18 protein-coding genes and 1 pseudogene are annotated in these 22,205 nt (G+C 35.4%); 6 read left to right on the top strand and 13 right to left on the bottom strand.

Going from position 1 to position 22,205, the window contains the following annotated elements; translation table 11 throughout:
• Positions 1 to 3 precede the first annotated feature (3 nt).
• The 4 genes from K0B81_05070 to K0B81_05055 all read left to right on the top strand — a co-directional run bounded on the left by K0B81_05070 (position 4) and on the right by K0B81_05055 (position 5,068).
• Complete coding sequence (locus K0B81_05070; protein ID MBW6515975.1) at positions 4 to 1,527, top strand: DUF814 domain-containing protein; 1,524 nt, start codon at positions 4 to 6, stop codon at positions 1,525 to 1,527.
• Between the two features lie 22 nt (positions 1,528 to 1,549).
• Complete coding sequence (queC, locus tag K0B81_05065; GenBank protein MBW6515974.1) at positions 1,550 to 2,215, top strand: 7-cyano-7-deazaguanine synthase QueC; 666 nt, start codon at positions 1,550 to 1,552, stop codon at positions 2,213 to 2,215.
• A 20-nt stretch (positions 2,216 to 2,235) separates the two neighbouring features.
• Complete coding sequence (gene trmFO / locus K0B81_05060) at positions 2,236 to 3,561, top strand: methylenetetrahydrofolate--tRNA-(uracil(54)-C(5))-methyltransferase (FADH(2)-oxidizing) TrmFO (GenBank protein ID MBW6515973.1); 1,326 nt, start codon at positions 2,236 to 2,238, stop codon at positions 3,559 to 3,561.
• A gap of 166 nt (positions 3,562 to 3,727) precedes the next feature.
• Positions 3,728 to 5,068, top strand: coding sequence for a diguanylate cyclase (locus K0B81_05055; protein ID MBW6515972.1), 1,341 nt, complete (start codon positions 3,728 to 3,730; stop codon positions 5,066 to 5,068).
• A 28-nt stretch (positions 5,069 to 5,096) separates the two neighbouring features.
• On the opposite strand, the gene K0B81_05050 is transcribed toward K0B81_05055, so the two are convergent.
• From K0B81_05050 to K0B81_05000, 11 genes and pseudogenes are all read right to left on the bottom strand, one after another.
• Entirely contained in the window at positions 5,097 to 6,305 is a 1,209-nt protein-coding gene (locus K0B81_05050) for an acetate kinase (GenBank protein MBW6515971.1), read from the bottom strand.
• An 89-nt stretch (positions 6,306 to 6,394) separates the two neighbouring features.
• Complete coding sequence (ndk, locus tag K0B81_05045; GenBank protein ID MBW6515970.1) at positions 6,395 to 6,811, bottom strand: nucleoside-diphosphate kinase; 417 nt, start codon at positions 6,809 to 6,811, stop codon at positions 6,395 to 6,397.
• A 30-nt stretch (positions 6,812 to 6,841) separates the two neighbouring features.
• On the bottom strand, positions 6,842 to 7,165 hold the full coding sequence (locus K0B81_05040) for a hypothetical protein (GenBank protein MBW6515969.1): 324 nt from the start codon (positions 7,163 to 7,165) through the stop codon (positions 6,842 to 6,844).
• A gap of 144 nt (positions 7,166 to 7,309) precedes the next feature.
• Complete coding sequence (gene waaF, locus K0B81_05035) at positions 7,310 to 8,314, bottom strand: lipopolysaccharide heptosyltransferase II (GenBank protein MBW6515968.1); 1,005 nt, start codon at positions 8,312 to 8,314, stop codon at positions 7,310 to 7,312.
• Positions 8,301 to 10,144: pseudogene (locus tag K0B81_05030) on the bottom strand (glycosyltransferase). The gene waaF and the pseudogene K0B81_05030 overlap by 14 nt, the downstream one beginning before the upstream one ends.
• A gap of 46 nt (positions 10,145 to 10,190) precedes the next feature.
• The gene (locus K0B81_05025) at positions 10,191 to 10,916 is read right to left on the bottom strand and encodes a glycosyltransferase (protein MBW6515967.1); all 726 of its coding nucleotides are present in this window, start codon (positions 10,914 to 10,916) and stop codon (positions 10,191 to 10,193) included.
• Positions 10,913 to 11,074, bottom strand: coding sequence for a glycosyltransferase (locus K0B81_05020; GenBank protein ID MBW6515966.1), 162 nt, complete (start codon positions 11,072 to 11,074; stop codon positions 10,913 to 10,915). Before K0B81_05020 ends, K0B81_05025 begins: the two co-directional genes overlap by 4 nt.
• A gap of 12 nt (positions 11,075 to 11,086) precedes the next feature.
• The gene (locus tag K0B81_05015) at positions 11,087 to 12,034 is read right to left on the bottom strand and encodes a hypothetical protein (GenBank protein ID MBW6515965.1); all 948 of its coding nucleotides are present in this window, start codon (positions 12,032 to 12,034) and stop codon (positions 11,087 to 11,089) included.
• A gap of 12 nt (positions 12,035 to 12,046) precedes the next feature.
• Complete coding sequence (gene murI, locus K0B81_05010; protein MBW6515964.1) at positions 12,047 to 12,883, bottom strand: glutamate racemase; 837 nt, start codon at positions 12,881 to 12,883, stop codon at positions 12,047 to 12,049.
• Complete coding sequence (locus K0B81_05005) at positions 12,880 to 13,944, bottom strand: M42 family metallopeptidase (protein MBW6515963.1); 1,065 nt, start codon at positions 13,942 to 13,944, stop codon at positions 12,880 to 12,882. Before K0B81_05005 ends, murI begins: the two co-directional genes overlap by 4 nt.
• Before the next feature lie 150 nt (positions 13,945 to 14,094).
• Positions 14,095 to 14,976, bottom strand: a complete 882-nt coding sequence (locus tag K0B81_05000) for a CDP-glycerol glycerophosphotransferase family protein (protein MBW6515962.1) — start codon at positions 14,974 to 14,976, stop codon at positions 14,095 to 14,097.
• A gap of 454 nt (positions 14,977 to 15,430) precedes the next feature.
• On the opposite strand from K0B81_05000, the gene K0B81_04995 reads away from it, so the two are divergent.
• Both K0B81_04995 and K0B81_04990 read left to right on the top strand, forming a co-directional pair.
• The gene (locus K0B81_04995) at positions 15,431 to 16,630 is read left to right on the top strand and encodes an MBL fold metallo-hydrolase (protein MBW6515961.1); all 1,200 of its coding nucleotides are present in this window, start codon (positions 15,431 to 15,433) and stop codon (positions 16,628 to 16,630) included.
• Between the two features lie 12 nt (positions 16,631 to 16,642).
• Positions 16,643 to 18,091 carry an MBL fold metallo-hydrolase gene (locus tag K0B81_04990; protein ID MBW6515960.1) on the top strand — a complete coding sequence of 483 codons (1,449 nt, stop codon included), beginning with the start codon at positions 16,643 to 16,645 and terminating at the stop codon, positions 18,089 to 18,091.
• Positions 18,092 to 18,248: 157 nt separating this feature from the next.
• Here the strand turns inward: K0B81_04990 and priA are convergent, their stop codons facing one another.
• Positions 18,249 to 20,696 (bottom strand): primosomal protein N', encoded by a 2,448-nt coding sequence (priA, locus tag K0B81_04985; protein ID MBW6515959.1) that lies wholly within the window; start codon positions 20,694 to 20,696, stop codon positions 18,249 to 18,251.
• A 79-nt stretch (positions 20,697 to 20,775) separates the two neighbouring features.
• The coding region (locus K0B81_04980) for a carboxypeptidase regulatory-like domain-containing protein (GenBank protein ID MBW6515958.1) at positions 20,776 to 22,205 on the bottom strand (1,430 nt) is incomplete at its 5' end.

The raw sequence follows: 22,205 nt of genomic DNA, 5'->3' as shown, positions 1-22,205 counted from the left end.
CTAATGGATTACAGGTATCTTAGGGAATGGGTTGACCATAACCAAAAAACTAACAATAGACTTATTATATCAGATGTAAAGAGATATCAGGAGAATATATTCATCGGTTTTAAAGGTGAATTAGAACAACTCCAGATAGTACTCGATAGTTCAAATCCTTTTCTCTTTTTTACTACAATAAAAATGTTGCCTTCAAAAAAGGACTCAAAGGTCGATGTTCTTAATCAACACCTCAATCATTCTCTTATCTGTAGCATAGGAATAATAGAATCAGAGCGTATTATTTACTTTGAAACACAAAAAACCGATATTTATAACCAAATTCAAATATATAGACTTTACTGCGAATTTATACCCCATAAGACAAATATGATCCTGACAAAAAAGAGCGCTGAAAAAGAAGTTGTAATCGATTGCTGGAAATATTTTACATTGGCTGATAAGACTTCCCGGCAAATTTTACCCGGTTCGGTTTATCTTCTTCCAACTCGGCAAGTAATAGAATCAAAACAACAGAATACAAAATATCTATCTGCCGTGAAATATCCACTGCAAATTGAATCACTGATATCAAAAAAAGAAGATTTTGCTGATAATATTATCAGCAGGAAATTTGACGATATTAATTCACTTTTTGAGACCTTTTTTTATGAGTATATTCTCCCCCCAAAACAGAACAGAATCATAAGTGATAGAATCAAACTGTTAAACAAAGAGAAGACTAAGAAAGAGAAGAAATTAGTAAAACTCATCGGAGAATATGAGGAGAGCAAAGAATTCGAGAACTATAAAAGAATGGCAGAATTACTTAAGGTGAGTTTGCATCATGTTCGCAAAGGAATGGAAAGTGTTAAGGTAATTGATTATTACTCAGAAGATAAAAGCAAGATCATTATCCCGTTACAACAAGAACTTACACCGATAGACAATATGAAACTCCTTTTTAAGAAGTATCGTAAAGGGATCAAAGGGAAAGAGGCAATTAAACAGCAAATAAATAAAACCGAAGAAGTGATAGAAAAAATCGATAAAGAGATTTTTGATATTGAAAATAGAACTATTGATATCAAAGATTATAAAGAGCAAACTCTCAATCAAAAAACTTCTACTATGAAATCAAAAAAAATCAGAAAGAGTGATAAATATAGAAAACTAAAGATTAATAAAGATTGGGAAGTTTTTATTGGAAGAACTAATAAAGAAAATGATGAACTGACTTGTAGAATGGCACGACCTGATGACTGGTGGTTTCACTCACGAATATTTCATGGTGCTCATATAATTTTAAGAAATTATAGCAAGCTGGATATTACCCCCGAATTGATTAACTTGTGCTCTCGTTTAGCTGCTTATTATAGCAAAGCAAAGAATTCAGAGAACGTACCGGTTGATTATACTCAAATACGTTATGTGACTAAACCGCATGGAAGTCCAGCAGGTTATGTTATTTATAAAAACCAGAAAACCATATATGTTAATCCTTTGTCTCTTAGAGAAGGAGTTAAGTTGGTGGGAACTTGGCAGTAAAAAAATAAAACATGGCATTGGTATGAAAAATAAAGGAATCGTATTGGTCAGTGGTGGTATGGATAGCTTGGTAACAGCAGCAGTTGCTGTTAAGGAGTGTTCTGAAACTTATTTTCTGCACGTAAGTTACGGGCAAAGAACTGAAAAGAGAGAATTAGAGTCTTTTCACAAGATAAGAGACCATTATAATCCTGTTGATTATATGATATGTAATATTGAGTATTTAAAACAGATTGGAAATTCGAGCTTGATAGACAGGACAATGATCTTAGATAACCAGATAAGATCTGGTCAAATACCCAATACCTATGTACCTTTTCGAAATGCTCATTTATTAGCTATTGCAGTATCTTGGGCAGATTCGATAGAAGCAGATAGAGTTTATATAGGAGCAGTTGAAGAGGATAGTTCAGGATATCCCGATTGCCGGGAAGTTTTCCTTACGGCTTTTAACGAAGCTGTTCACTTAGGGACTAAAAAGAAAACACCAATTATTATAGAAGCACCACTCTTACATCTGACCAAGAAAGAAATTGTTCTTAAAGGTTGTAAATTAAACGTACCTTTTCAATATAGCTGGAGTTGTTATCAGGATAATGAACTATCCTGTGGTATCTGTGCTAGTTGCCAGCTAAGATTAAAAGCATTTCACGAAGCAAACGTGAAAGATCCATTACCTTATAGGTAATACAGTCAATACATTTTCAAATGTCTGAACAAAAGAGTATAAAGATCATCGGTGGTGGATTAGCAGGCTGTGAAGCTGCCTTACAATTAGCAAAATTAGATTGGCTGGTAGATTTATACGAGATGAGACCTAATAAAATGACGTCAGCTCATCAAACACCATTTCTGGCTGAACTGGTTTGTAGTAATTCCTTAAAATCAGAACTACTTAGTACTGCATCCGGATTATTAAAAGAAGAATTAAGACTACTCGACTGTGAATTGTTAAAAATTGCTGAGAATAACAAACTACCAGCCGGTAATGCTCTAGCTGTTGATAGAAATGCTTTTGCTTCTGAAGTAACTGATAGAATAAATAATAACCCCAATATAAAAGTTATTTATCAAGAGGTAACAACTTTAGATGATGATCTGACTATAATTGCTACCGGACCGTTGAGTTCGGATTGGTTTATTCAAAGTCTACTGCAAATTGTTGGATCAGAAGATCTGTTCTTTTTCGATGCGATAGCTCCTATCATATCAACTGAGAGTATTGATCTTGATAAAGTCTATTATAAAGCGAGATATGATAAGGGATCAGCTGATTATCTTAATTGTCCATTCTCTAAAGAAGAGTATCAAAGATTTGTAGAAGCATTAATAGTTAGCGAAAAGTATATCGGTAAAGAATTTGAGCGAGAGTATTTTAACGATTTAAGGCAGAGTAAGGATTTAAAGTTTTACGAGAATTGTATGCCAATAGAAGAACTTGCCCGACGAGGAGAAGATACTCTCCGATACGGAGTTATGAGGCCTGTTGGTTTGGAGGATCCTGCTTCTGGTAAGAGACCTTATGCTGTACTGCAATTAAGAATAGAAAACAAAGATAGGACAGCTTATAATCTTGTCGGTTGCCAGACCATGATGACTCAAGCCAGTCAGAAAAATGTCTTTCGGCTTATTCCGGGGTTAGAAAATGCTGAATTCTATAGATTTGGTTCCATACATCGCAATACTTATCTCAATTCACCTCACTTACTGGCTGATGATTTAACTCTAAAGCAGAAACGTAGTATTTATGTTGCAGGACAGTTATCAGGAGTGGAAGGATATGTAGAATCTATTGCTTCAGGTCTACTTGTATCTCTTATTGTAGGCAAGAAGTTTTTTTCTTTACCTGAAGAAACAATCATCGGTCAGCTTTGGAGAAGATTGACCAATGAAGAAAATCAACCTTTCGTTCCTATAAATGCTAACTATGGTTTATTACCACCCATGCAAGAGATTATTAAGGGTAAACAGAAGAAGAAAGAGCTCTTAGCAGCAAGATCAATAAAAGCATTGAAGGATTTCTTTGGCTCTTAATAGTCTCTAAATAATTTTGTGATTTTCTGCTAATTTTTGTTCTACTTTGAAGATATCTAAGCTGAGATGCAAAAAGAAATCTTGACAAAATTGTTATATAATTGTGTCATTAAATATAGTTGCAATACTTAAAGAAAAGTAATGAAAAGGACAAAAAGAGGTCTTGATGTTTAAGGATTTGAAGATTGTTGTGATCGATGATGAAGCTAGTGTTACCGGAATGATCAACCAACTTATCACTGCTTACGAACCTGGTATTGAAGTAATAGAAGCCTTCACAGGAAAACAAGGATTAGAGTTAATTGGAAAAGAGATACCGGACTTGATTATTTTAGACATTAAATTGCCGGATATGAGTGGTTGTGAAGTATGTCGGATTATTAAGAATCAAGATAACTTAGCAAATATACCGATAGTCGTAATAACTGGGTTAAGTGACCATAGGGATTTGAAAATAAAGTTTCTGGAAATGGGAGCAGATGCCTTTCTCAATAAGCCATTCGATGATTCTGAGTTAATTGCTCAGATTAGAGCCTTGTTAAGACTTAAGCAGGCAGAAGATCAACTCCGTTATGAACGAGATATTTTGAAGAACAAAGTAACTATACAGAGTAAAGAGTTAAGTGAACAGGAAGAAAGATGGCAAGTTATTCTTGATTACATCGTTGGTGGTATCTGGGATTGGGACTTAGAAGAGGATAAGATTCACATTTCGAGTCAATGGAAGGAACTTCTTGGATATGAAGATGAGGAAATAGATGATGAACTAGTTTTCTTCTTTGCTTTGATACATCCAGCTGATAAAGAGAGGTTTCGTAAATCGATCAGTGATTATCTAAACAAAATTGAGCCAGAATTCAAATCCGATGTACGGTTGCAATGTAAGGAAGGTACCTATCGTTGGTTTCTATATCGCGGGCACGCACTTTGGGATAAAGAAGGGAAAGCAATCAGATTGATCGGCATTCATACTGATATAACAGATCATAAGCAGCAGTTGATGAATCTTGAGAAAATGGCTCTGTATGATAATCTCACCCGTTTGCCAAACAGAGTATTATTTTATGATTTCACTGAGAAAATGATGGCGGCTACTCAGAGAATTTCACAGAAAATAGGCATACTCTTCTTAGATCTGGATAGTTTTAAAGTTGTTAACGATTCATTAGGACACCAAGTTGGTGATAAAGTACTAAAGGATGTAGCTCAGAGATTAAAGAGTCTGATCAGACCAATGGATGTTATAGCTCGTTTTGGTGGTGATGAGTTTATGTTAGCCATTAATAGCATACAGTCATCTGATGAATTGAATTTGATAATTCAAAGACTTAAGAAAGGAATTACTGAACCATTTAATATAAACAATCAAGAAATAACTATTGAATTCAGTTTAGGATTTAGTATTTATCCCGACGATGGAGATAAAATAGATACTCTCTTAAAGATCGCCGATCAGAAAATGTATGAAGAGAAGAATGCCAAGAGAATCAATGGAGAAAGCCGGTAACCTTTAGTTTATCCTATTAAATCTTTTCTTATTTCCTCTCTGATAGAAGTCTTTTTGTTTCTAAAGCAATCATAAGTTCTTCATTAGTAGGTATTTTATAAACAGCAACATGAGAATCAGGTTCATTTAAGACTAAGAAATCTTTAGTAAACTGATTGTTCTCTTTTAAATTCAGCTTCAAACCCAAGTAATTCATATTCTTGCAGACCTCTTCTCTAAGAATAGGCATATTTTCACCCACACCACCGGTAAAGACAAGAATATCAAGTCCATCCATCACAGCAGCATAAGCGCCAATATACTTCTTAATTCTATATGCATAAACCTCAAAAGCTTGAATTGCTTTAGGATTCTTCTTCTCAAGAATTTCCTCTTCAATCTCTCTCATATCATTGCTGATTTGTGAGAGACCTAACATACCACTTTTTTTATGAATAATGGAATTAACTTCATCTACCGAATAGTTGAATTGGCGTATCAAAAGGATAGGGATAGCAGGATCAATATCACCACAACGAGTTCCCATCATCAAACCTTCTAAAGGTGTAAATCCCATAGAAGTATCAACAGATTTACCCTTATCAATTGCTGTAATTGAAGCTCCATTACCGATATGGCAAGTTATTATTTTTAGTTCGGAAATATCTTTTTTCATAAACTCTGCTGCCTTCAAAGAGACATATTTATGCGATGTGCCATGAAACCCATATCTTCGTATTTGATGTTCTGTATAAAATTCCATTGGTAGCGGATATAAATACGCATAAGAAGGCATTGTTTGATGAAAAGCGGTATCAAAGACACCACACTGTGGTAAGCTCGGTAATTGATGTGTTATAGCTTCAACACCCTTGATGTTGGCGGGATTATGTAGTGGAGCAAAATCTGAGCATTGAATTAATACTTCTACTACTCGTTGGTCAATGATAACAGAGTCAGAGAAAAACTCACCACCATGAACCAGTCTGTGTCCAACACCATCAATTTCATACTCATTCTCTATCACACCGTGAATTTTATCTAATAAAGCATCAAGTATTAATTGAATTCCTTTCTCATGGTCATCTACAATTATTTCTCTCTTTTTCTTAGTGTATTTTTCACTGATATAAGTAAAAAGACCAATATCTTCTCCTATCTTTTCAACGATTCCTTCTGCAAGAACAATTTCTTTTTCTGTATCGATAAAACTAAATTTGATAGATGAACTACCACAGTTGATTGTCAAAATCTTCATATATTCCTCTTTAACTTAATAATTCTATAACAATATCTAGCTACGTGAATTGACTCAAAAAAAGTAGTAGAATAAATTAATCCAAAAAATCAGCTTTGCTTAAGCTCAGGAAAGACTATAGTGATTTCTTCTTCAGCATTTTTTGGAGAGTCGGCAGCATGAACAGCATTATAGGACACTGTATTTCCATAGATATGACGAATAGTTCCCATTGCAGCTTCTGCTGGGTCAGTATTACCAACAATTGATCTCAGTTTAGAAATTGCGTTTTCTCTCTGTAAGATAACAGCGACTACATTACTGGTAATCATGAAATCGATAAGTTTATTATAATATGACTTTCCTTGATGTACAGCATAGAGTTGTTCAGCCATGTTCTTATTCATATGAAACATCTTCAATTCGATTATATCAAAACCATTAGATTCGATGATATCAAGGATTGCCCCAATTTTTCTTTTTTTAATAGCATCTGGTTTTATGATCATAAGCGTTTTTTCAATCATTTTCGAACTAGACTCCATTAAATTATTAAATTAGATACCGTATATATTGAAATAATCAAGAGCAGCAACTTTAATTGAGACATCACGACCCAGAACAGAACTCATTTTTAATTTGTGATCAAGTATATTCTGCCAGAGAGCATAGATATCTTTTTCTTTAATATCAATGCCAAAATATTGTTTCATCATTTCCTGATAGAAGGTATCTCGATTAGAGACCTTTATTATTACGTACTTACTAGCAGAATTCGGACATACTTCATATTGCATAAAACGGGTATCGATTACAGCATATCCGTTCTTTAAGAGATTTTCGAAGTTAATCTGTTCATTTACTACTTCATTTTTGTCCATATCAAACCTCCTGATAACCGAGACATAAAAATGGTCTCGCTATTATTGGCAAACAATTTTTTCTTTTGGCTCTGATTAGTTTTTTGTGTATAAATATTCTATTTAGTTAAGTGCTTTTAGAGCTACTCAATATCGAGATATGAATCAAGATAAAAACTTATTAATTTTCTCAAAAACTTCTTGAGGTTTAATCAATCTCATACAGTTGTGATGCTTTAAGGGGCATTTTATAGGACCATGATGACTACAGGGTCGACAATCCTGATTGGTTTCAAAAACAAGATCGCCTTCTCTAAAGGGGAAAAATCCAAATTTTTTGACTGTAGGGCCGAAAAAGCCAACAACCCGAGTTTGCACAGCATTGGAAACATGAAGAGCACCACTATCATTACAGAGGATAAATTTGCATTTATCTATCACAGCAGCAGATTGCAAAATAGTTGTTTTACCGGCAATATTAATACCTACACACCCTGAGTTCTTTAATATTGTATCACATAAAGCATTCTCTTCTTGAGAACCTATAAAGACAAAATTTGCTCTATCTTTTATTAATGAGATTAACTCTATATAATACTCTTTAGGCCAACATTTAGTTTTCCAAACGGAACCTGGTGCTACAGCTACCAGTGGTTTATAAACACTTTGTATTAAATCATCAGCTATCTTCTTATCTTCTTTCGAAGGGAACAATTCAGTTTGGCGATCTCCTTTCAGAACTCCCATTGGTTGTAACAGAGATAGATTTTTATCAATACGGTATATATTTGTTTCCGGAGTCACAGTTTTTGTCATTAACAGAGAGCGTAATTTTTTGCTAAATCCTATTCTTTCTTTTATCCCTGCTAATTTAGCAATAAGAGCTGTAGTAAATGAACTATGAGGTATCAGTGCGAGGTCATAATCTCTCTCTTTTATTTTTCTCAGAACTGAAAAGAAAGATCTAATTTTGCTTCCCTTTTTATCAAAGACCAATACTTCGGATAGGTGCGGATTATTAGCTAAAATTGCTTTAGTTGCGGGTATTACAAGAACATCCAGTTTAGCAGCAGGAAATTGTTTTTTTGTTTCGCGAATTAATGGAGTAACTAGTATTACATCACCAATAAAAGCTGTCTGAGCTATCAAAATTCTTTTAATCTCTCTCAATAGATAACTCCTTGTATAAAGCGATATTTTTTTCTACAGTGTTTTCGATACTAAACTTTTGAACAGTTTCCAGCGATTTTTTTGACAACTTTTCTCTTAGATCTTTATCACTAACAAGTCTGATTATTGCTTCAGCCATTCTTTCAGGGCATTGAGGATAGACAAGCAAACCATTTATTTCGTTCTCAATCATCTCAGGAATACCACCTGCCCTCGTGCCTATTACTGGTATACCTGCTGCTTGAGCATCTAAAACTGATGTTCCTAAACCTTCCAACTTAGATGAGATAACAAATATATCAAAGGATTTCAGAAAAACTCCCACCTCTTTTTGAAAGCCGGTAAATACAAAGTTTTTCGCTAAACCTGATTGTTCTGCAAGGGTTCTTATATGCTTATATAACTCACCACTGCCAACAGCTATAAAGTATGCTTCAGGACATTGTTTAACAACTATTGATGCTGCCTGTATTAATGTCGGATAATCTTTATGTCCGACAAAAGCAGCAATAGTACCAATGATAATAGCATCTTCTGGAATATGCCATTTTCTTCTAAAATCAAAAGGTACTTCCACATTATGATATTTTTTTAGATCTATACCGCTATGAATTATTGAGATTTTTTCTTCTGGGATACCATCAGTTTTTAATACCTGCTGAATATTGTTTGATATTGCCACAATCATATCTAACAATGAGTTATTGTATTTAATCCGGGAGAAAGGGTTTTTGTTAATTGAGAAGTCAACTCTTCTGACTGCTATTAACTTCAAAGATGGAAGGAATAATTTAGCCCATAATCCCCAAGAGAGAGCATGACCAGAATGGAGATGCAATATTCTATATTGGTTTTTCTTAGCCAATTTAGCTAATGAGATACCATGAATGAAATCCCACTCACCTAAAAAAGAAAGAGGATAAACCGGAAGATTTTTTTCTCTTAAGTACTGATAAGTTTTGGTTTTTTTCGGACAAACAAACCCAGAATCTATACCCTTTTTTATCATAGCCTCATAAAGATATACAGCTTGCTGTTGACCACCACGCCAGCTTTTTTCAGTATCCACATGTAATATTTTCATCTTCTCAAATCTCTTAAGCGTTTATACTTATACCAAACACCATAAGCAGAATTCTTGCAGAGTTTAAAACCTATAACACCATCCAAGAGACCGAACTGCAAAAAGTACATTTTAATAAACTTAACTAAAGCACGAAGATAGGCATACAATAAGTTAGATCCTTTCCCTTTGGTCAGCATTTGTTGAGCAGCTATTTCTCCGTAAAATTCCATTTTCTTGAAATGAGACTCTATCGTCGGGTAGGTATAGTGATTCATACTGTTCTTTAATATTGCAACAGGTTGTTTTGTAACAACCGATTCATGAACAGGTTTATCGTTGAATCTACTCATTTCCCTATTAAAAAGGCGTAATGGAGCATCAAATTGCCATCCGCAATATCTGATCAACTTCCCCAAGTAGAACGAATTACGTCTGATTCTGTAAGCTATATTATTATAACTGCACACAGATAAACTCTGAATCTCTTTTTGCAGAGCTGGCGTTAATTCCTCATCCGCATCAACAGAAAGAATCCAATCATTGGAAGCAGAATCGACTGCTAATTGCTTTGTTTTCCCAAATCCAAGCCAATCACTTTGAATGATCTTACATTTAAAATCCTGACAAATATTCAGAGTATTATCTGTTGATCCCGAATCTACTACTACAATCTCATCAGCCCAAGAAACTGAATTTAAACATTTTGCTATGTTAAATTCCTCATTCTTTGTTATGATAGTGACCGATAGTTTATTGCTATTCATGATTATCTTTATGCTACTGATTATTGATCAAAATTGATATATCAAATCAAGATTTAAAAAGTATATCTTTTTCATCAGTCTTTTCTTTGATGGTCTGAGTAGTTATAATATCAACTGTATTAGAGTTATTAATACCTATTACTGCCTGATAATTATTTTTTGATACTTCCTGCATTCTTTGACGGTAATGATCTTGATTAGATTTGCTTCTGTTTATTGCCAATGAAACATGGTATTGATGAAAGGGGAAATCATGCTTAAATACATTTCTCCCGATAGTTCCCGAAGCATATAATCTTCGTCCCAGATCATCATCTTCATAGCCCCAGTTCTGGTATGATTCGTCAAAACCATTCACTTTGAGCAGATCCTCACGAAAGATACCGAATACACCACTTCGTAACTTTGGATGATATCCCTTCTCCCGCAAATACTTTTTGAGAATATAATAGAGTTTCTCTTTTCTATACTGTTTTACTAATCTATTGTACTTATCCGTCTCTAGCGAAGATTTTGATACAATTGATCTATTTTCAATCAAAGCCCTTAGAGTATTTGTTTCTTTATCATCTAAACGTATGGGATAAGCAACAAGGAACTCTCCTCTACTGGCATAATCAAGATAAGTCGAATAATAATCGACTGTCCCGACAATATCTTGATCATTAAAAATCAAATAGTCAGACGTTGCTAACTTTATACCGTTATTCCGGCATTTAGCAGCCCGAAAACCTCTATGTTCCTGTTTAACGTATTTGATAGCCGGTTTCATGTTTTTGCAAAATCGATTACTTCATTTATAGAGACGGTTGAACCGTCATCAGATATCACTATTTCATCGGGTTGAGTTCTTTGCAGTTTTATGCTCTTAAGTGTTGTCAGTAACGCTTTTATATCGTTGTAAAAGGGGATTATAACAGAAAAGGTCATTATAGTAAAATCTTAAGGTTTCTTTATCAAGACAAAGTTTTTGAAATATCCGATCTGCTTACCTCTGTTGAAGATCTTCTCAATCAAGCTCAAGAACCTGTATTTGAAAGTCTCATGTTTATGTAGAGCTCGATAGCGGTTTGGTTTCCCTTGATACTGGAGTCTATCTTGCCAGTTCATTCTGGAAATCATCTCCTTCATTACTTCGGGATGAGTATCTTTAAAAAAAGCTAATCTGTCTAATGGACCATAGTCAAATTCTTTGGGTGCCTTTTCATAGTATTCTTCTGCTCGGGTTTTACCCCAATGAACAGTATTCAAAGCCCGACTTTTATTCTGCATTAAATGTGGAGGTCTAACCCAACCGTAATGAAATATCTCAGCATCTACTTTTGCAACTCGCAATTTTCTAGTTCCTTCCGGTTGTCTGGGGTTATCATAATAGGAAAAAAAGCGGAAAGACTGAGCACTTTGATAGGAGTGTATTTCTGGTAAATTTCTAATGATCCTGATCTCAAATGGATACCATCCGTGTCCGTTATGATAATGATCATAGTCACCCCAAAAGTGTTTATAACTAAACAGCAAGCCCTCAATCTCTTTTTTAAGTAATAGCTCTTCACACCTTTGTTTGATTATTTGTAAATACTTTTCGTGTACCACTTCATCTGCCTGTAAATAGAATAACCAATCACCTGAACAGGCTTCTTTTGCGATATCGGTCTGAATAGAATTGATAATTCCTTTTTTGAAATACTTTTCTTCCCAGATTGTATCAATTATCTTAATTTTTGGATTGTTTAATTGAGCAATCTGTTGACGGGTAGTATCATCCTCATCACCCTTTCCTACAGCAATAACAAATTCATCGCAAATCGGAAGTATGGAGAGTATTGATTCAACTACAGGATAGTAGAGCTTTATTCCATTTCGAACAAAGGAGAAACCACTGATCTTCATAAATAGATCCTCTTAAATAAACCAGCTTTCAGCTAATTTAACTCGTTTCAAGTTAGTGATCTCCAAATTTAATATTCGGGAAGCAATGTTTTGGAATTTGTCTTCATTATCACTGACATAGAAGTAGTCCTTTCCCGTAATATTATTGTTTTCATAAAACCCTGTAATACTAACTTCATCAACTAAGGTAGCTAAAAATTTTTCCAGATTTTTTGTAATGGCTTCCGCACTATCTATCAAAGTAATCTCTTCTCCAACTGCTTGATGAATGACTTTTTTCAGCATCGGATAATGAGTACAACCTAAGACAAGTGTATCGATCTTTTCTGCTAAAAGCGGTGAGAGATATTCCTTAGCTATTGTAAGAGCTACAGGATGATTATGCCATCCTTCTTCAACTATAGGTACAAAGAGAGGACAAGGCACAGAAAACGTCTCTGTTTGGGTATTTAATCTCTTTATCTCCTTAGGATAAGCCATGCTACTGATAGTACCCTCTGTTCCGATTATACCAATTCTCCCATTTTTGCTTGTCTTAACAGCTTGTTCAGCACCCGGTTCTAAAACACCTATTATGGGAACAGGAAATAGATCTTTAAGCTGTTCAATAGCTAAAGCAGATGAAGTATTACAGGCAATGATGATGAGTTTAACTTGAAAACTGTTCAAAAATCTTGTATTTTGTATGGAATAGTCTATTATCGTATTTTTTGACTTAGGTCCATAGGGGACTCTGGCAGTATCGCCGAAATAGATCAAATCTTCATTAGGGAATTTTTTCCGTATCTCAGAGAATACTGTTAGTCCACCAACACCAGAATCGAAAATGCCTATTGGTCTCTTATTCAACTGAGGATCTCCTTATAGGTCTTTATATCAAGAGCCATAACCAATCTTCTCACTAACTCCAGACAGTTTTTATAATCATCGAGAGATATGATGCCATTATGACTATGGGCATACCTTACAGGAACTCCCAGAACTATTGTAGGCACTCCGATATTACTGATATGAATGACTTTGCCATCAGTACCCCCGGATGTTCGAATCGATGTTTGATATGGGATATCATACTTCTTCGCAGTTTCGATAGCTAAATTTGTTAACTTTGGTTTAACAAGCATTGTCGGATCGAAAAGACGAATATGAGCACCGCCACCCAGTCTATTTTGTGCTTTACTTTCATTACCGGGGAAATCATCTGCAGGTACCCCTTCCACAACTATTGCCAGATCAGGTTTGATCATGTTTGCTAATGTTTGAGCACCTCTGATACCAACCTCTTCCTGGACACTTCCACAGCAATACACAGCATTAGCATGATCATTCTCAGAGAGAAATTTTCCTGTTTCAATTGCTATGGCAATGCCTACACGGTCATCAAATGCCTTGGAAAAGATAAGATTGTTATGTTCTTCGTGAACGAAATGTGTAGTAGGAACTATTGGAGAACCAGGAGAGATACCGTATTTGTTAACAACATCTTCGTCTGATTTAGCCCCGATATCGATAAACATCTCTTCTAATTTTAACTCATTCAAATTACCTTTTATATAATGAATCGGTATAGAACCGATAACTCCACTAATTAGCTCGCCTTTGTCATTTATGACATTTACAGGTGAGGAGAGCAGAGTTCGCCAGTCCCAACCACCAAGATTATGAAAGCGCAGTAGTCCGTTTTTTTCTATCCTAGTTGTTATAAATCCTATCTCATCTTGATGACCGACAACCATTATTTTAGGTTCGGAACTTTTACCTATATACTCAAATGCAATCGATCCAAGCTTATCTCTTTGGTATGAAACATTGTTTCCTAATTCTTCGATCATGATTCCGGCTATCTTATCTTCAAAACCAGATACACCAGGGGTTAAGGTTAATTTCATCAATAGTTCTAAAGAGGTCATTTTTTTCTCCTTTATCAGATTATCATTAATAAAACAAATGAATCGTCTCAATCATCTTTTTTGTCAAGATTAACATATCTTGCTAATTTTTCTGCAGTATCGAACAATATAGAAAGATTACTATAGGTAGTATAAATTCTTAAGATCATGCTATTTTTTCAAATCCGGGATCAGTTTTGTAATCTCATTAGCAGCCCGGAACCCGGCTTTACCATCTAAAGGGGAAATCAGCATATTTGCAATTTGTTTTCTAATTATTGACATCTCCTTCTTTTTCGCAATAGATTCATTAATAGCTGCTGGTAACTGCTCGAAATTGTCTATGGATACCGATACTTTATCAATTATTGATGAGATATCATCTGTAGTGCGGTCAGTTTTTCTAACTGTAAAGGTCACAATGGGTTTATCAGCTACGCAGAATTCAGCTATCAAGCTGCTGGTATCACTAATACAGACATCGGATATTAAAAGGTAAGGATAAATGTCTAATTGATCTATAAAATAGATACCGGGAAGACTTCTTAAGTAGTTAATATAGTATAAACTCATCTTATGGTGAAGATTTACCAGTATATTGTAATTATCATACAGATCAGGTAATCTATTAAACCATTTATCAATAGCACTCATTCCAGATCCATCCCAAGTTGCTGTAAATAAAAGAGTTAATTTTTTTACATTAAGGTTGATCTTAGTGCGGAGTTCAGTTAATATATCTTTATTATATGTGTCATCTAAAAGTGTATCACTTTTCGGATATCCAATGGTTTTTGTTGTATAAACACCTTTTTCTCTGGATCTTAACACATCTGCTTCACTGGTCATTAAGAAGAGATCAAACATATTGTAATAATAGCTCTTAGGAGTTCTTTTAAAGCTATAGGCACCATGAGTTAATCCAATCTTGATTATTTTTTTTACCGGGTATTTCCAAGCTGCATTGCGAAACATAATTATAGCATCAGGAAAAACCGGATAGGAGTATATTGAAGCGTTAGGATCTATTTGATCTTTAATCTTACTAATCAAGTTTCTTTTTGAAACTACGATATCTATAGACTTGAGATGTTTTTGAATATTTTTAAACAAGAATAAATCAAACTCACTTTCTACATGTAATACTATTATCTTCTTCTTTCGGAGTATTCTTAAAATTCTCCAGATTAGTTGATAAGGAAAGTAGCTTAGATAGTATGAAATGACCATAGTTAACTTCTCTAATAAAGATTTATCTCCCAGAACTTATTATGTTATCTATTAACTTCTTTAGGATCAACGATAGTAGTCAACAACTTTTTCCAGAGATATCTAATATTAATCAAAAGTCTCAAACTAAGGCAAAATTATTGAAAGATTTTTCAAACTTAGACGATCCATATATTAATGAAATAGTTGACAGAAAAAGAGTGGTATAAAGTCATAAAAATTCGCAATTATTTCGAAATGAATTATGTTATAGTTATTACTCAGACGGAAGATGATAATGATTTCTGTAAGAAGGATCAATAAGATAGATTTGATAAAGAAGGGAAAGGTAACAATCCTGTTCTCGTTAGTATTGTTATCGTTTTTTATAATAACTTCATGTGGTAGCAATAATAGCTTTCTATCCCCTTCAGCTAATTACGATCCCTATCTAATTGATTACATAAACATCCATAATAATTCTTTTGAAGTAAAAACTACAGATCCGGTTGACCTTAAGTTCACATATTTCAATACTTATGACAACAAAGAAAGATATATAGGATATACAACAGATAGTAAGACCGGAATAAAGACATATACAGTACCGATATCTTCAGCAGGTATATTGTATTCGATGGAAATCATTGTCTATAGTGAAGTTGCCTATAAAGACACATTAGTATATTTTTACAGCCAAGCGGTAGATGATGAGTTCTTACGCATAGATTTTGTTGATGTTGCCCAAGGTGACGGAGCATTGATCAGAACTCCAGAAGGACATGCCATAGCTGTTGATGGTGGCTATGGTACTTTCTCTCCTTCATGGGCACCAAATCATGATTGGAACGGAGCGGGAGAACCCTTGATGCTTAACTATGTGCAAAGTGTTGGTGTTGATCATTTTTCGTATATGATAGAGACACATCGTCATTCTGATCACTGGGGTGGTTTAGCTGATATTATAAATGACGGCATAGGTTATGATTATTATTTATCACCATTATATGCTTTGGGATATTATCGGGGTGATTATCTCGATCTGGATTCAGCAGTTAGTTTTCAAATATTGAATATAGGTTATCCCCCTAATGATGCAGGATCAGGAACTAACAACACCTCTATAGTGCTTAAAGTCACTTATGGTTCAACTGAATATATACTGACCGGAGATGCTGAAAGAGAAGTTGAATTTTTTTTAGTAAATAGTGGATATAATTTATCAGCTAATGTACTTAAGGTTGGTCATCACGGGAGCAATACATCATCTACAAATGTCTTTTTAGGTTCTGTTTTGAATCAATTTGCTAAGATCGCGACTATAAGTTTTGGAACAGATAATCCTTATGATCATCCTCGAAATCTTGTCAGATTTAAAAATTACCAGACCTTTGGAACAAATATTCCCAGTTTGAGTTATGCAGGTAGTAACTACCATTTTGATGTTGGTACAATAAAGACCTTTTCAGACGGTAATGTTATCATAGTAAAATATTAAAGAGTTCAATAGATGATAATAAAAAGATATAGTATAATCTTAACGATTAGCTTGTTTATCCTGATATTTGGATGTGGACAGGATAATCGTATTAACAACAACGTTGAGCCACCGGAGATAATCGGAGTTATCAGTGCACCCGACACAGTGAGTAGCAAAATTTTTTTTATAGCTTCTATCGCTGTAGAAGATCCTCAGGGTTTAGATGTTCAAGCCAGATTTGACTGGGGTAATGGCTTTTATTCGGAATATACAGATTTTGCACCGAGTGGTTCGGTTTTAGAGATGCCCTATTCTTATAGTAACAGTGGAAATTTCACAATCAGTGTCACTGTTAGAAACAGAGCCGGTATGATCAGTACAAGTAATGAGCACAATCATTTCATAACGGTTCTGTATAAACCTACCTCCAACCTGATAGATGATCTATTGATTCATAATAACCGTTTGTTTATGACAACTAATTCTCCGGTAAATTTGAATTTTCAATATCAGCGAGCAGGTCAATCCGGTACTAAATATTTTGGCTATTCGGCAACTAATAAACGGAGTTATCTTGATTTTCCTTTAATTGTTGAAAGTAGTGGGTTAGATTATGAGCTTACTCTACAAGTAGAGACCGAAACTACTGTTAAAGACACTATATTGACTTTTGTTTCCACAAGTAGTCAGTATCCTCTTTTAAGGGTAGATTTTGTCGATGTTAGGCAGGGTGATGGAGCTTTGATTCAGACCCCAGAGGGGCAAGCAATAGCTATAGATGGTGGTTATGGTAGCCGTGTTCCCGGTTTTTCACAACCCGCCTATTGGAATGGTGCCGGTCATCCCTTTATGTTAAATTACGTGATCAACGAAAATATTACCCGCTTTCGTTTTCTGATCGAATCTCATAATCATATGGATCATTGGGGTGGTTTGGCTGATATAATTGATGCAGGCATTCCTTATGATTATTATCTATCTCCCGACACACCTCTGGATTATACAGTTGGCTCATATCTTAATATTAGTTCTTCTGTCAGATTTAGGATCCTGAATATTGATATTCCTCCGGGACTCAATACGACCAATGAGAATAACCGATCTATAGTTTTACGGGTAGAGTATGGAGAGATCGCTTATCTTTTTACCGGTGATATGGAAGCTGTGTTAGAAAACTATCTTGTTAATGAGGGTTTTAATCTATCAGCTGATGTCTTGAAAGTTGCTCATCACGGAAGCCAGACATCTTCCCGGCAGTATTTTCTTGAAGCTGTTTTCAATCGCTATGCCCAAATAGCAGTAATGAGCTTTGGCACCGGTAATCCTTACAATCATCCTCATAGCTTGGATCGTTTTAGTGATTACGAGGTTTTTGGCACAGGGCAACCATCTAATCCTTATCAGGGTGATAATTATCACTTCAATACAGGTGATGTTCAGACCTATTCAGACGGATACATCATTATAGTCAGTTATTAGAATAGAATACCAACCACTGATTTTAGCTCCACTAATCTTAATTATATCAATAGTCACCCTACGAGTCGGCTCTATCCGACTCGTGTACTCCCTAAAGATATTCCATAATTAAATGAAAAACACAAGAAGGAACTGTTGTTCACTGTAAAGGGAAAAACTACATTAATGAAGAAGGGTCGATATCGATATCGATTTTTACTGATTTGCTTATCTTGATATTTTTCTGTAGGTATTGGACTGCTAATTGTAGATGTTTTACCGAATCAGATTTAAGAATGATATGGTATCTGTACCTATTATTGATTTTATGGATGGGTGTAGGAACCGGTCCCAGAACATCGAATCTGGTTTGTGAATCAGAATTACTATCCTTACTATAATACTTTTTTAAGCTGCTGATAAGAGGTCTGACGGAATTCATCTGATCTTGTAAGTAAGTTTCATTATTATGAGAGAATACGAGCCGGGCATTTCTGACATAGGGAGGATAGAGAAGTGTTTTTCTTGTTTCCAGTTCTAAATCGACAAAGCTCTCATAATCTTGTTTTTGCGCCGTTAAGATCGCATAATGTTGAGGGTTGAAGGTCTGGATAACCACTTCACCCTTTCGTTCGCCTCTTCCTGATCTGCCAGCAACCTGAGTTAAAAGCTGAAAAGTTCGTTCTGTAGAACGAAAATCAGGGATGTTAAGACTATTATCTGCCGAGATAACCCCTACCAGAGTGACATTTGCAAAGTCCAAACCCTTGGCTATCATCTGTGTACCAAACAGAATATCAACCGTACCCTCTTTCATCCTTTTGAACATGGAATTATAGCTATCTTTACCTGAAGTAGTATCTGTATCCATTCTTAACAATCTTGCTGAAGGGTACATGATCTGTAACTGTTTCTCCAACTGCTGTGTACCGGCAATCCCGAATTCCAAGACGTAAGAACCACAATCGGGACATTTACGGAACATTTTCTCCCGATAACCACAGTAATGACACATTAAAATATGTTCATTCGAATGATAGATCAGACTAACGTCGCATTTAGTGCAGCGATGGATCTTACCACAAGTAATACAGATGACATAAGAGGCGTAACCTCTTCGGTTCTGGAAGAGTATCACTTGCTCTTTATTGCTTAAGCGTTCCAAGATCTTCTCTTTTAATAGATCGGAGAGAAGGCTATCACCATCCTCTTCTTTCATATCTACAATATTAACTTGAGGCATTGGTATCGATAACGGGCGATGAGTAAGTTTTAGTAGCTGATATCTATTATTAGCGGCGTTGAACCACGATTCCAGTGAAGGTGTAGCGCTTCCCAAGACGACAACAGCATTGTTTTGTTTGCCACGCAAGACGGCAAGATCACGGGCATTATAACGCGGATTCTTATCCTGTTTATAACTGCTTTCGTGCTCCTCATCGACTACAATTATTCCGATGTTTTCCAGAGGTGCAAAGAGAGCACTTCTAGCACCTAAAACTATTCGGCATTGACCCCTCTTGATCCTTTTCCATTCTTCCCATCGTTCCCGGTCGTTTCTGTGACTGTGTAAGATGGCAATATTTTCTCCGAAAGCGTTGTAAAACCGCTCTTCCATCTGAGGGGTGAGAGCTATTTCCGGCACTAAGATCATAGCGTTACGATTAAGGGCTAAACAGTCTCTGATCAATCTGATATAAACTTCAGTTTTACCGCTTCCGGTGACTCCATATAATAAAAAGGTCATAAAACGAGTACTTTCTATCTGCTCTTTGATTCTGCTATATGCAGCTTGTTGCTCGTCGGTAAGGGTAAAGTTAGTTTCTATTCTCGTTGAAGATGCTCGTACCGGCTGATCTTTTACTTCTCGAGATTCAATTTTGATCAACCCCTTCTCTCGTAGAGCTTTAATGATAGAGTAACTAAAGTCGTCGGCTAACCTTGCCAGAGGAACAGAGTTTGCGTCTTTGTCTGAAAAAATGCCGACAAGCTCCTTGATCCGATTCCAAGCATTTTCTTGTTTTGGAGTTAGATCGGGAGATTCTGCAATAGGATCATTTATAACAATAAAATTGGCGTATTTTTTTTTGATCTTACTGTCGTAGGTTCGCTTAATATCAATTATTCCGGCATCTTCCAGTTCTTCTAAAGTTTTTAAAATTGGTATGGTCTTTAATTTTTCCTTTAAGGTTGCTATATTAGTCCACTTATCATCATGGATCAGCTTCAAGATCTTTTGCTCTTGAGTAGTTAATAGAGAATCTTCTCTTCTTTGAAGATATTTTTCACTAAGGCGGATCTCTTGTGCTATTTGGATCTGTATGGCAGTTGGTAACATAGCCAGAATAGTTGTGCCTAAGCTACATTGATAGTAATTGCTCATCCATTCTGCTAAAGACAATAAGTCAGGAGATAGTACCGGCTGATCGTCAATGATCTCTAAAATATCTTTGATGTTATATGATTTGCTATCTCCGGGGAGGTCTTCTGTTGTCCAGATAAAACCTGTCAGCTGGTTGTTGTTAAAATTTACCAGAACTCTGCATCCACGTTGTAATTCTTTCTCACATTTGTAAGTATAGAGATTAGAAATATTCAACGGCAATGCAATTCCGTAACAGGGCATTAGCAATTATACCTATATTAATAATTTTAACGAGTCATACTCGATTTCTTTTGTGCTGATTACCAGAATTACATTAATTTTACTTGAGTAGGATCATTTTCTTAACCACTGAGGAGTCATTACGTTGTAATCTATAAAAATAGATACCACTACTAATCTCTTGTTTGCTGTCATTTTTGCCATCCCAGATGATAGAATGCAAACCTGGCTGCAATTCTTCTTGCAGGAGTCTTCTAACCCTTTGTCCAATAATATTATAGATGTCGAGAGTAACCTGTCCCTCTTCTATGATAGCGAAACTGATCGTTGTTTCAGCATTAAAAGGATTGGGATAATTCTGGAATAGTGTATCTTGCTGCAAAGTGCTGAGATCATCGCTGATATTGGATACCGGATCTGTTATGAACAATGTGAAATCATCTATATAGATCCCTTCGTCTTCAATAGCTTGATCCGAAGTAAAGAAGAAGCGCAGAGTTATCTCCTCACCGAGGTAATCATTCAGAGAAAACTCTTTGTGTGTCCAGTCACTGATCCCATTAAATGTTCCAATGGTTATCCAGTTATTATTTTCTATCATTATCTGCAGGTAGCAGTAATCATAACCGGCTTCTAAGGCATATTTAGCCATAAAGGCAACCGAAGCATTAGTAGCTGTTGTCAGGTCAATTATAGGGATATATCTGGCATAACTGCTCATATTTGCTTGATATTCACCCTGTGGGCTATCAGCTAAGGAATATTCTCCTGAATATGAGTAATAACTCGATAGACCCCAATGCCCTGTAGTGATCCAGTTTTCTAAATCTTCAAAAGAATCATGTGCATATGGAGTATATAAACTAAATGAAAAATAGTTTTCTTCATCATATATTGAGATTTCTTCTGTCAAAGTACCGTAACCTTCTGCTCTTATTTGTAACAGATAGGTACCATAAGATACATTATCAAATGAAAAAAGACCTTCCTCGTCAGTAAAAACTGGATCTAAAGGTGTATTAAGTAAAGAAACAGATGCGTTCTCTATAGGATCTTGATCATTATAAGAGATGACTAGTCCGCTAAGTGAGCCAGTTCCAGCAAGAAAAAGTTCAACATTGAGTTCGGTCTGTCCGTCATCAGTAATAATCACAGTATATGGATCAGAATCAACATAACCATAAGCAGAAAAAGTAACTTCATATTCTCCTGGTAAAAGCATCCTATAATATCTTCCAAAAGCTTCATTGCTTGTATAAGGATGACGAAATTCTCCGGTATCATCGATACCCGTGATAAAAATTTCTGCCACAATCGGTTCTTCTGTTGCAGCATCGGTAACAATCCCGGTCAGTGTAGAGTGATGTACTCTACGGAGTAGAATAAGAGCAGCTTCCATGTTATCGGAGACGATCTGTTGTACAGCTGCAGGAGGTGGAATGAATTCTGTTGCTAATTCAAAAGTATAGCAAAAAATACCATGCATACCATAAGCATAATCGTCTGTTACACCTCTAGCCGGATATAATT

This window comes from Candidatus Cloacimonadota bacterium (assembly GCA_019429305.1).
In the GTDB taxonomy this organism is placed as follows: domain Bacteria; phylum Cloacimonadota; class Cloacimonadia; order Cloacimonadales; family JAJBBL01; genus JAHYIR01.
Note: the sequence above shows the minus strand (reverse complement) of the source record. Positions and strands in the feature narration are given on the sequence as shown.

What these genes read in the sequence shown, in the direction of transcription:
- K0B81_05070 (MBW6515975.1), top strand. Translation starts at nt 4, where the DNA reads ATGGATTACAGGTATCTTAGGGAATGGGTTGACCATAACCAAAAAACT.
- queC (MBW6515974.1), top strand. Translation starts at nt 1,550, where the DNA reads ATGAAAAATAAAGGAATCGTATTGGTCAGTGGTGGTATGGATAGCTTG.
- trmFO (MBW6515973.1), top strand. Translation starts at nt 2,236, where the DNA reads ATGTCTGAACAAAAGAGTATAAAGATCATCGGTGGTGGATTAGCAGGC.
- K0B81_05055 (MBW6515972.1), top strand. Translation starts at nt 3,728, where the DNA reads ATGTTTAAGGATTTGAAGATTGTTGTGATCGATGATGAAGCTAGTGTT.
- K0B81_05050 (MBW6515971.1), bottom strand. Translation starts at nt 6,305, where the DNA reads ATGAAGATTTTGACAATCAACTGTGGTAGTTCATCTATCAAATTTAGT.
- ndk (MBW6515970.1), bottom strand. Translation starts at nt 6,811, where the DNA reads ATGATTGAAAAAACGCTTATGATCATAAAACCAGATGCTATTAAAAAA.
- K0B81_05040 (MBW6515969.1), bottom strand. Translation starts at nt 7,165, where the DNA reads ATGGACAAAAATGAAGTAGTAAATGAACAGATTAACTTCGAAAATCTC.
- K0B81_05025 (MBW6515967.1), bottom strand. Translation starts at nt 10,916, where the DNA reads ATGAAACCGGCTATCAAATACGTTAAACAGGAACATAGAGGTTTTCGG.
- K0B81_05020 (MBW6515966.1), bottom strand. Translation starts at nt 11,074, where the DNA reads ATGACCTTTTCTGTTATAATCCCCTTTTACAACGATATAAAAGCGTTA.
- K0B81_05015 (MBW6515965.1), bottom strand. Translation starts at nt 12,034, where the DNA reads ATGAAGATCAGTGGTTTCTCCTTTGTTCGAAATGGAATAAAGCTCTAC.
- K0B81_05005 (MBW6515963.1), bottom strand. Translation starts at nt 13,944, where the DNA reads ATGACCTCTTTAGAACTATTGATGAAATTAACCTTAACCCCTGGTGTA.
- K0B81_04995 (MBW6515961.1), top strand. Translation starts at nt 15,431, where the DNA reads ATGATTTCTGTAAGAAGGATCAATAAGATAGATTTGATAAAGAAGGGA.
- K0B81_04990 (MBW6515960.1), top strand. Translation starts at nt 16,643, where the DNA reads ATGATAATAAAAAGATATAGTATAATCTTAACGATTAGCTTGTTTATC.
- priA (MBW6515959.1), bottom strand. Translation starts at nt 20,696, where the DNA reads ATGCCCTGTTACGGAATTGCATTGCCGTTGAATATTTCTAATCTCTAT.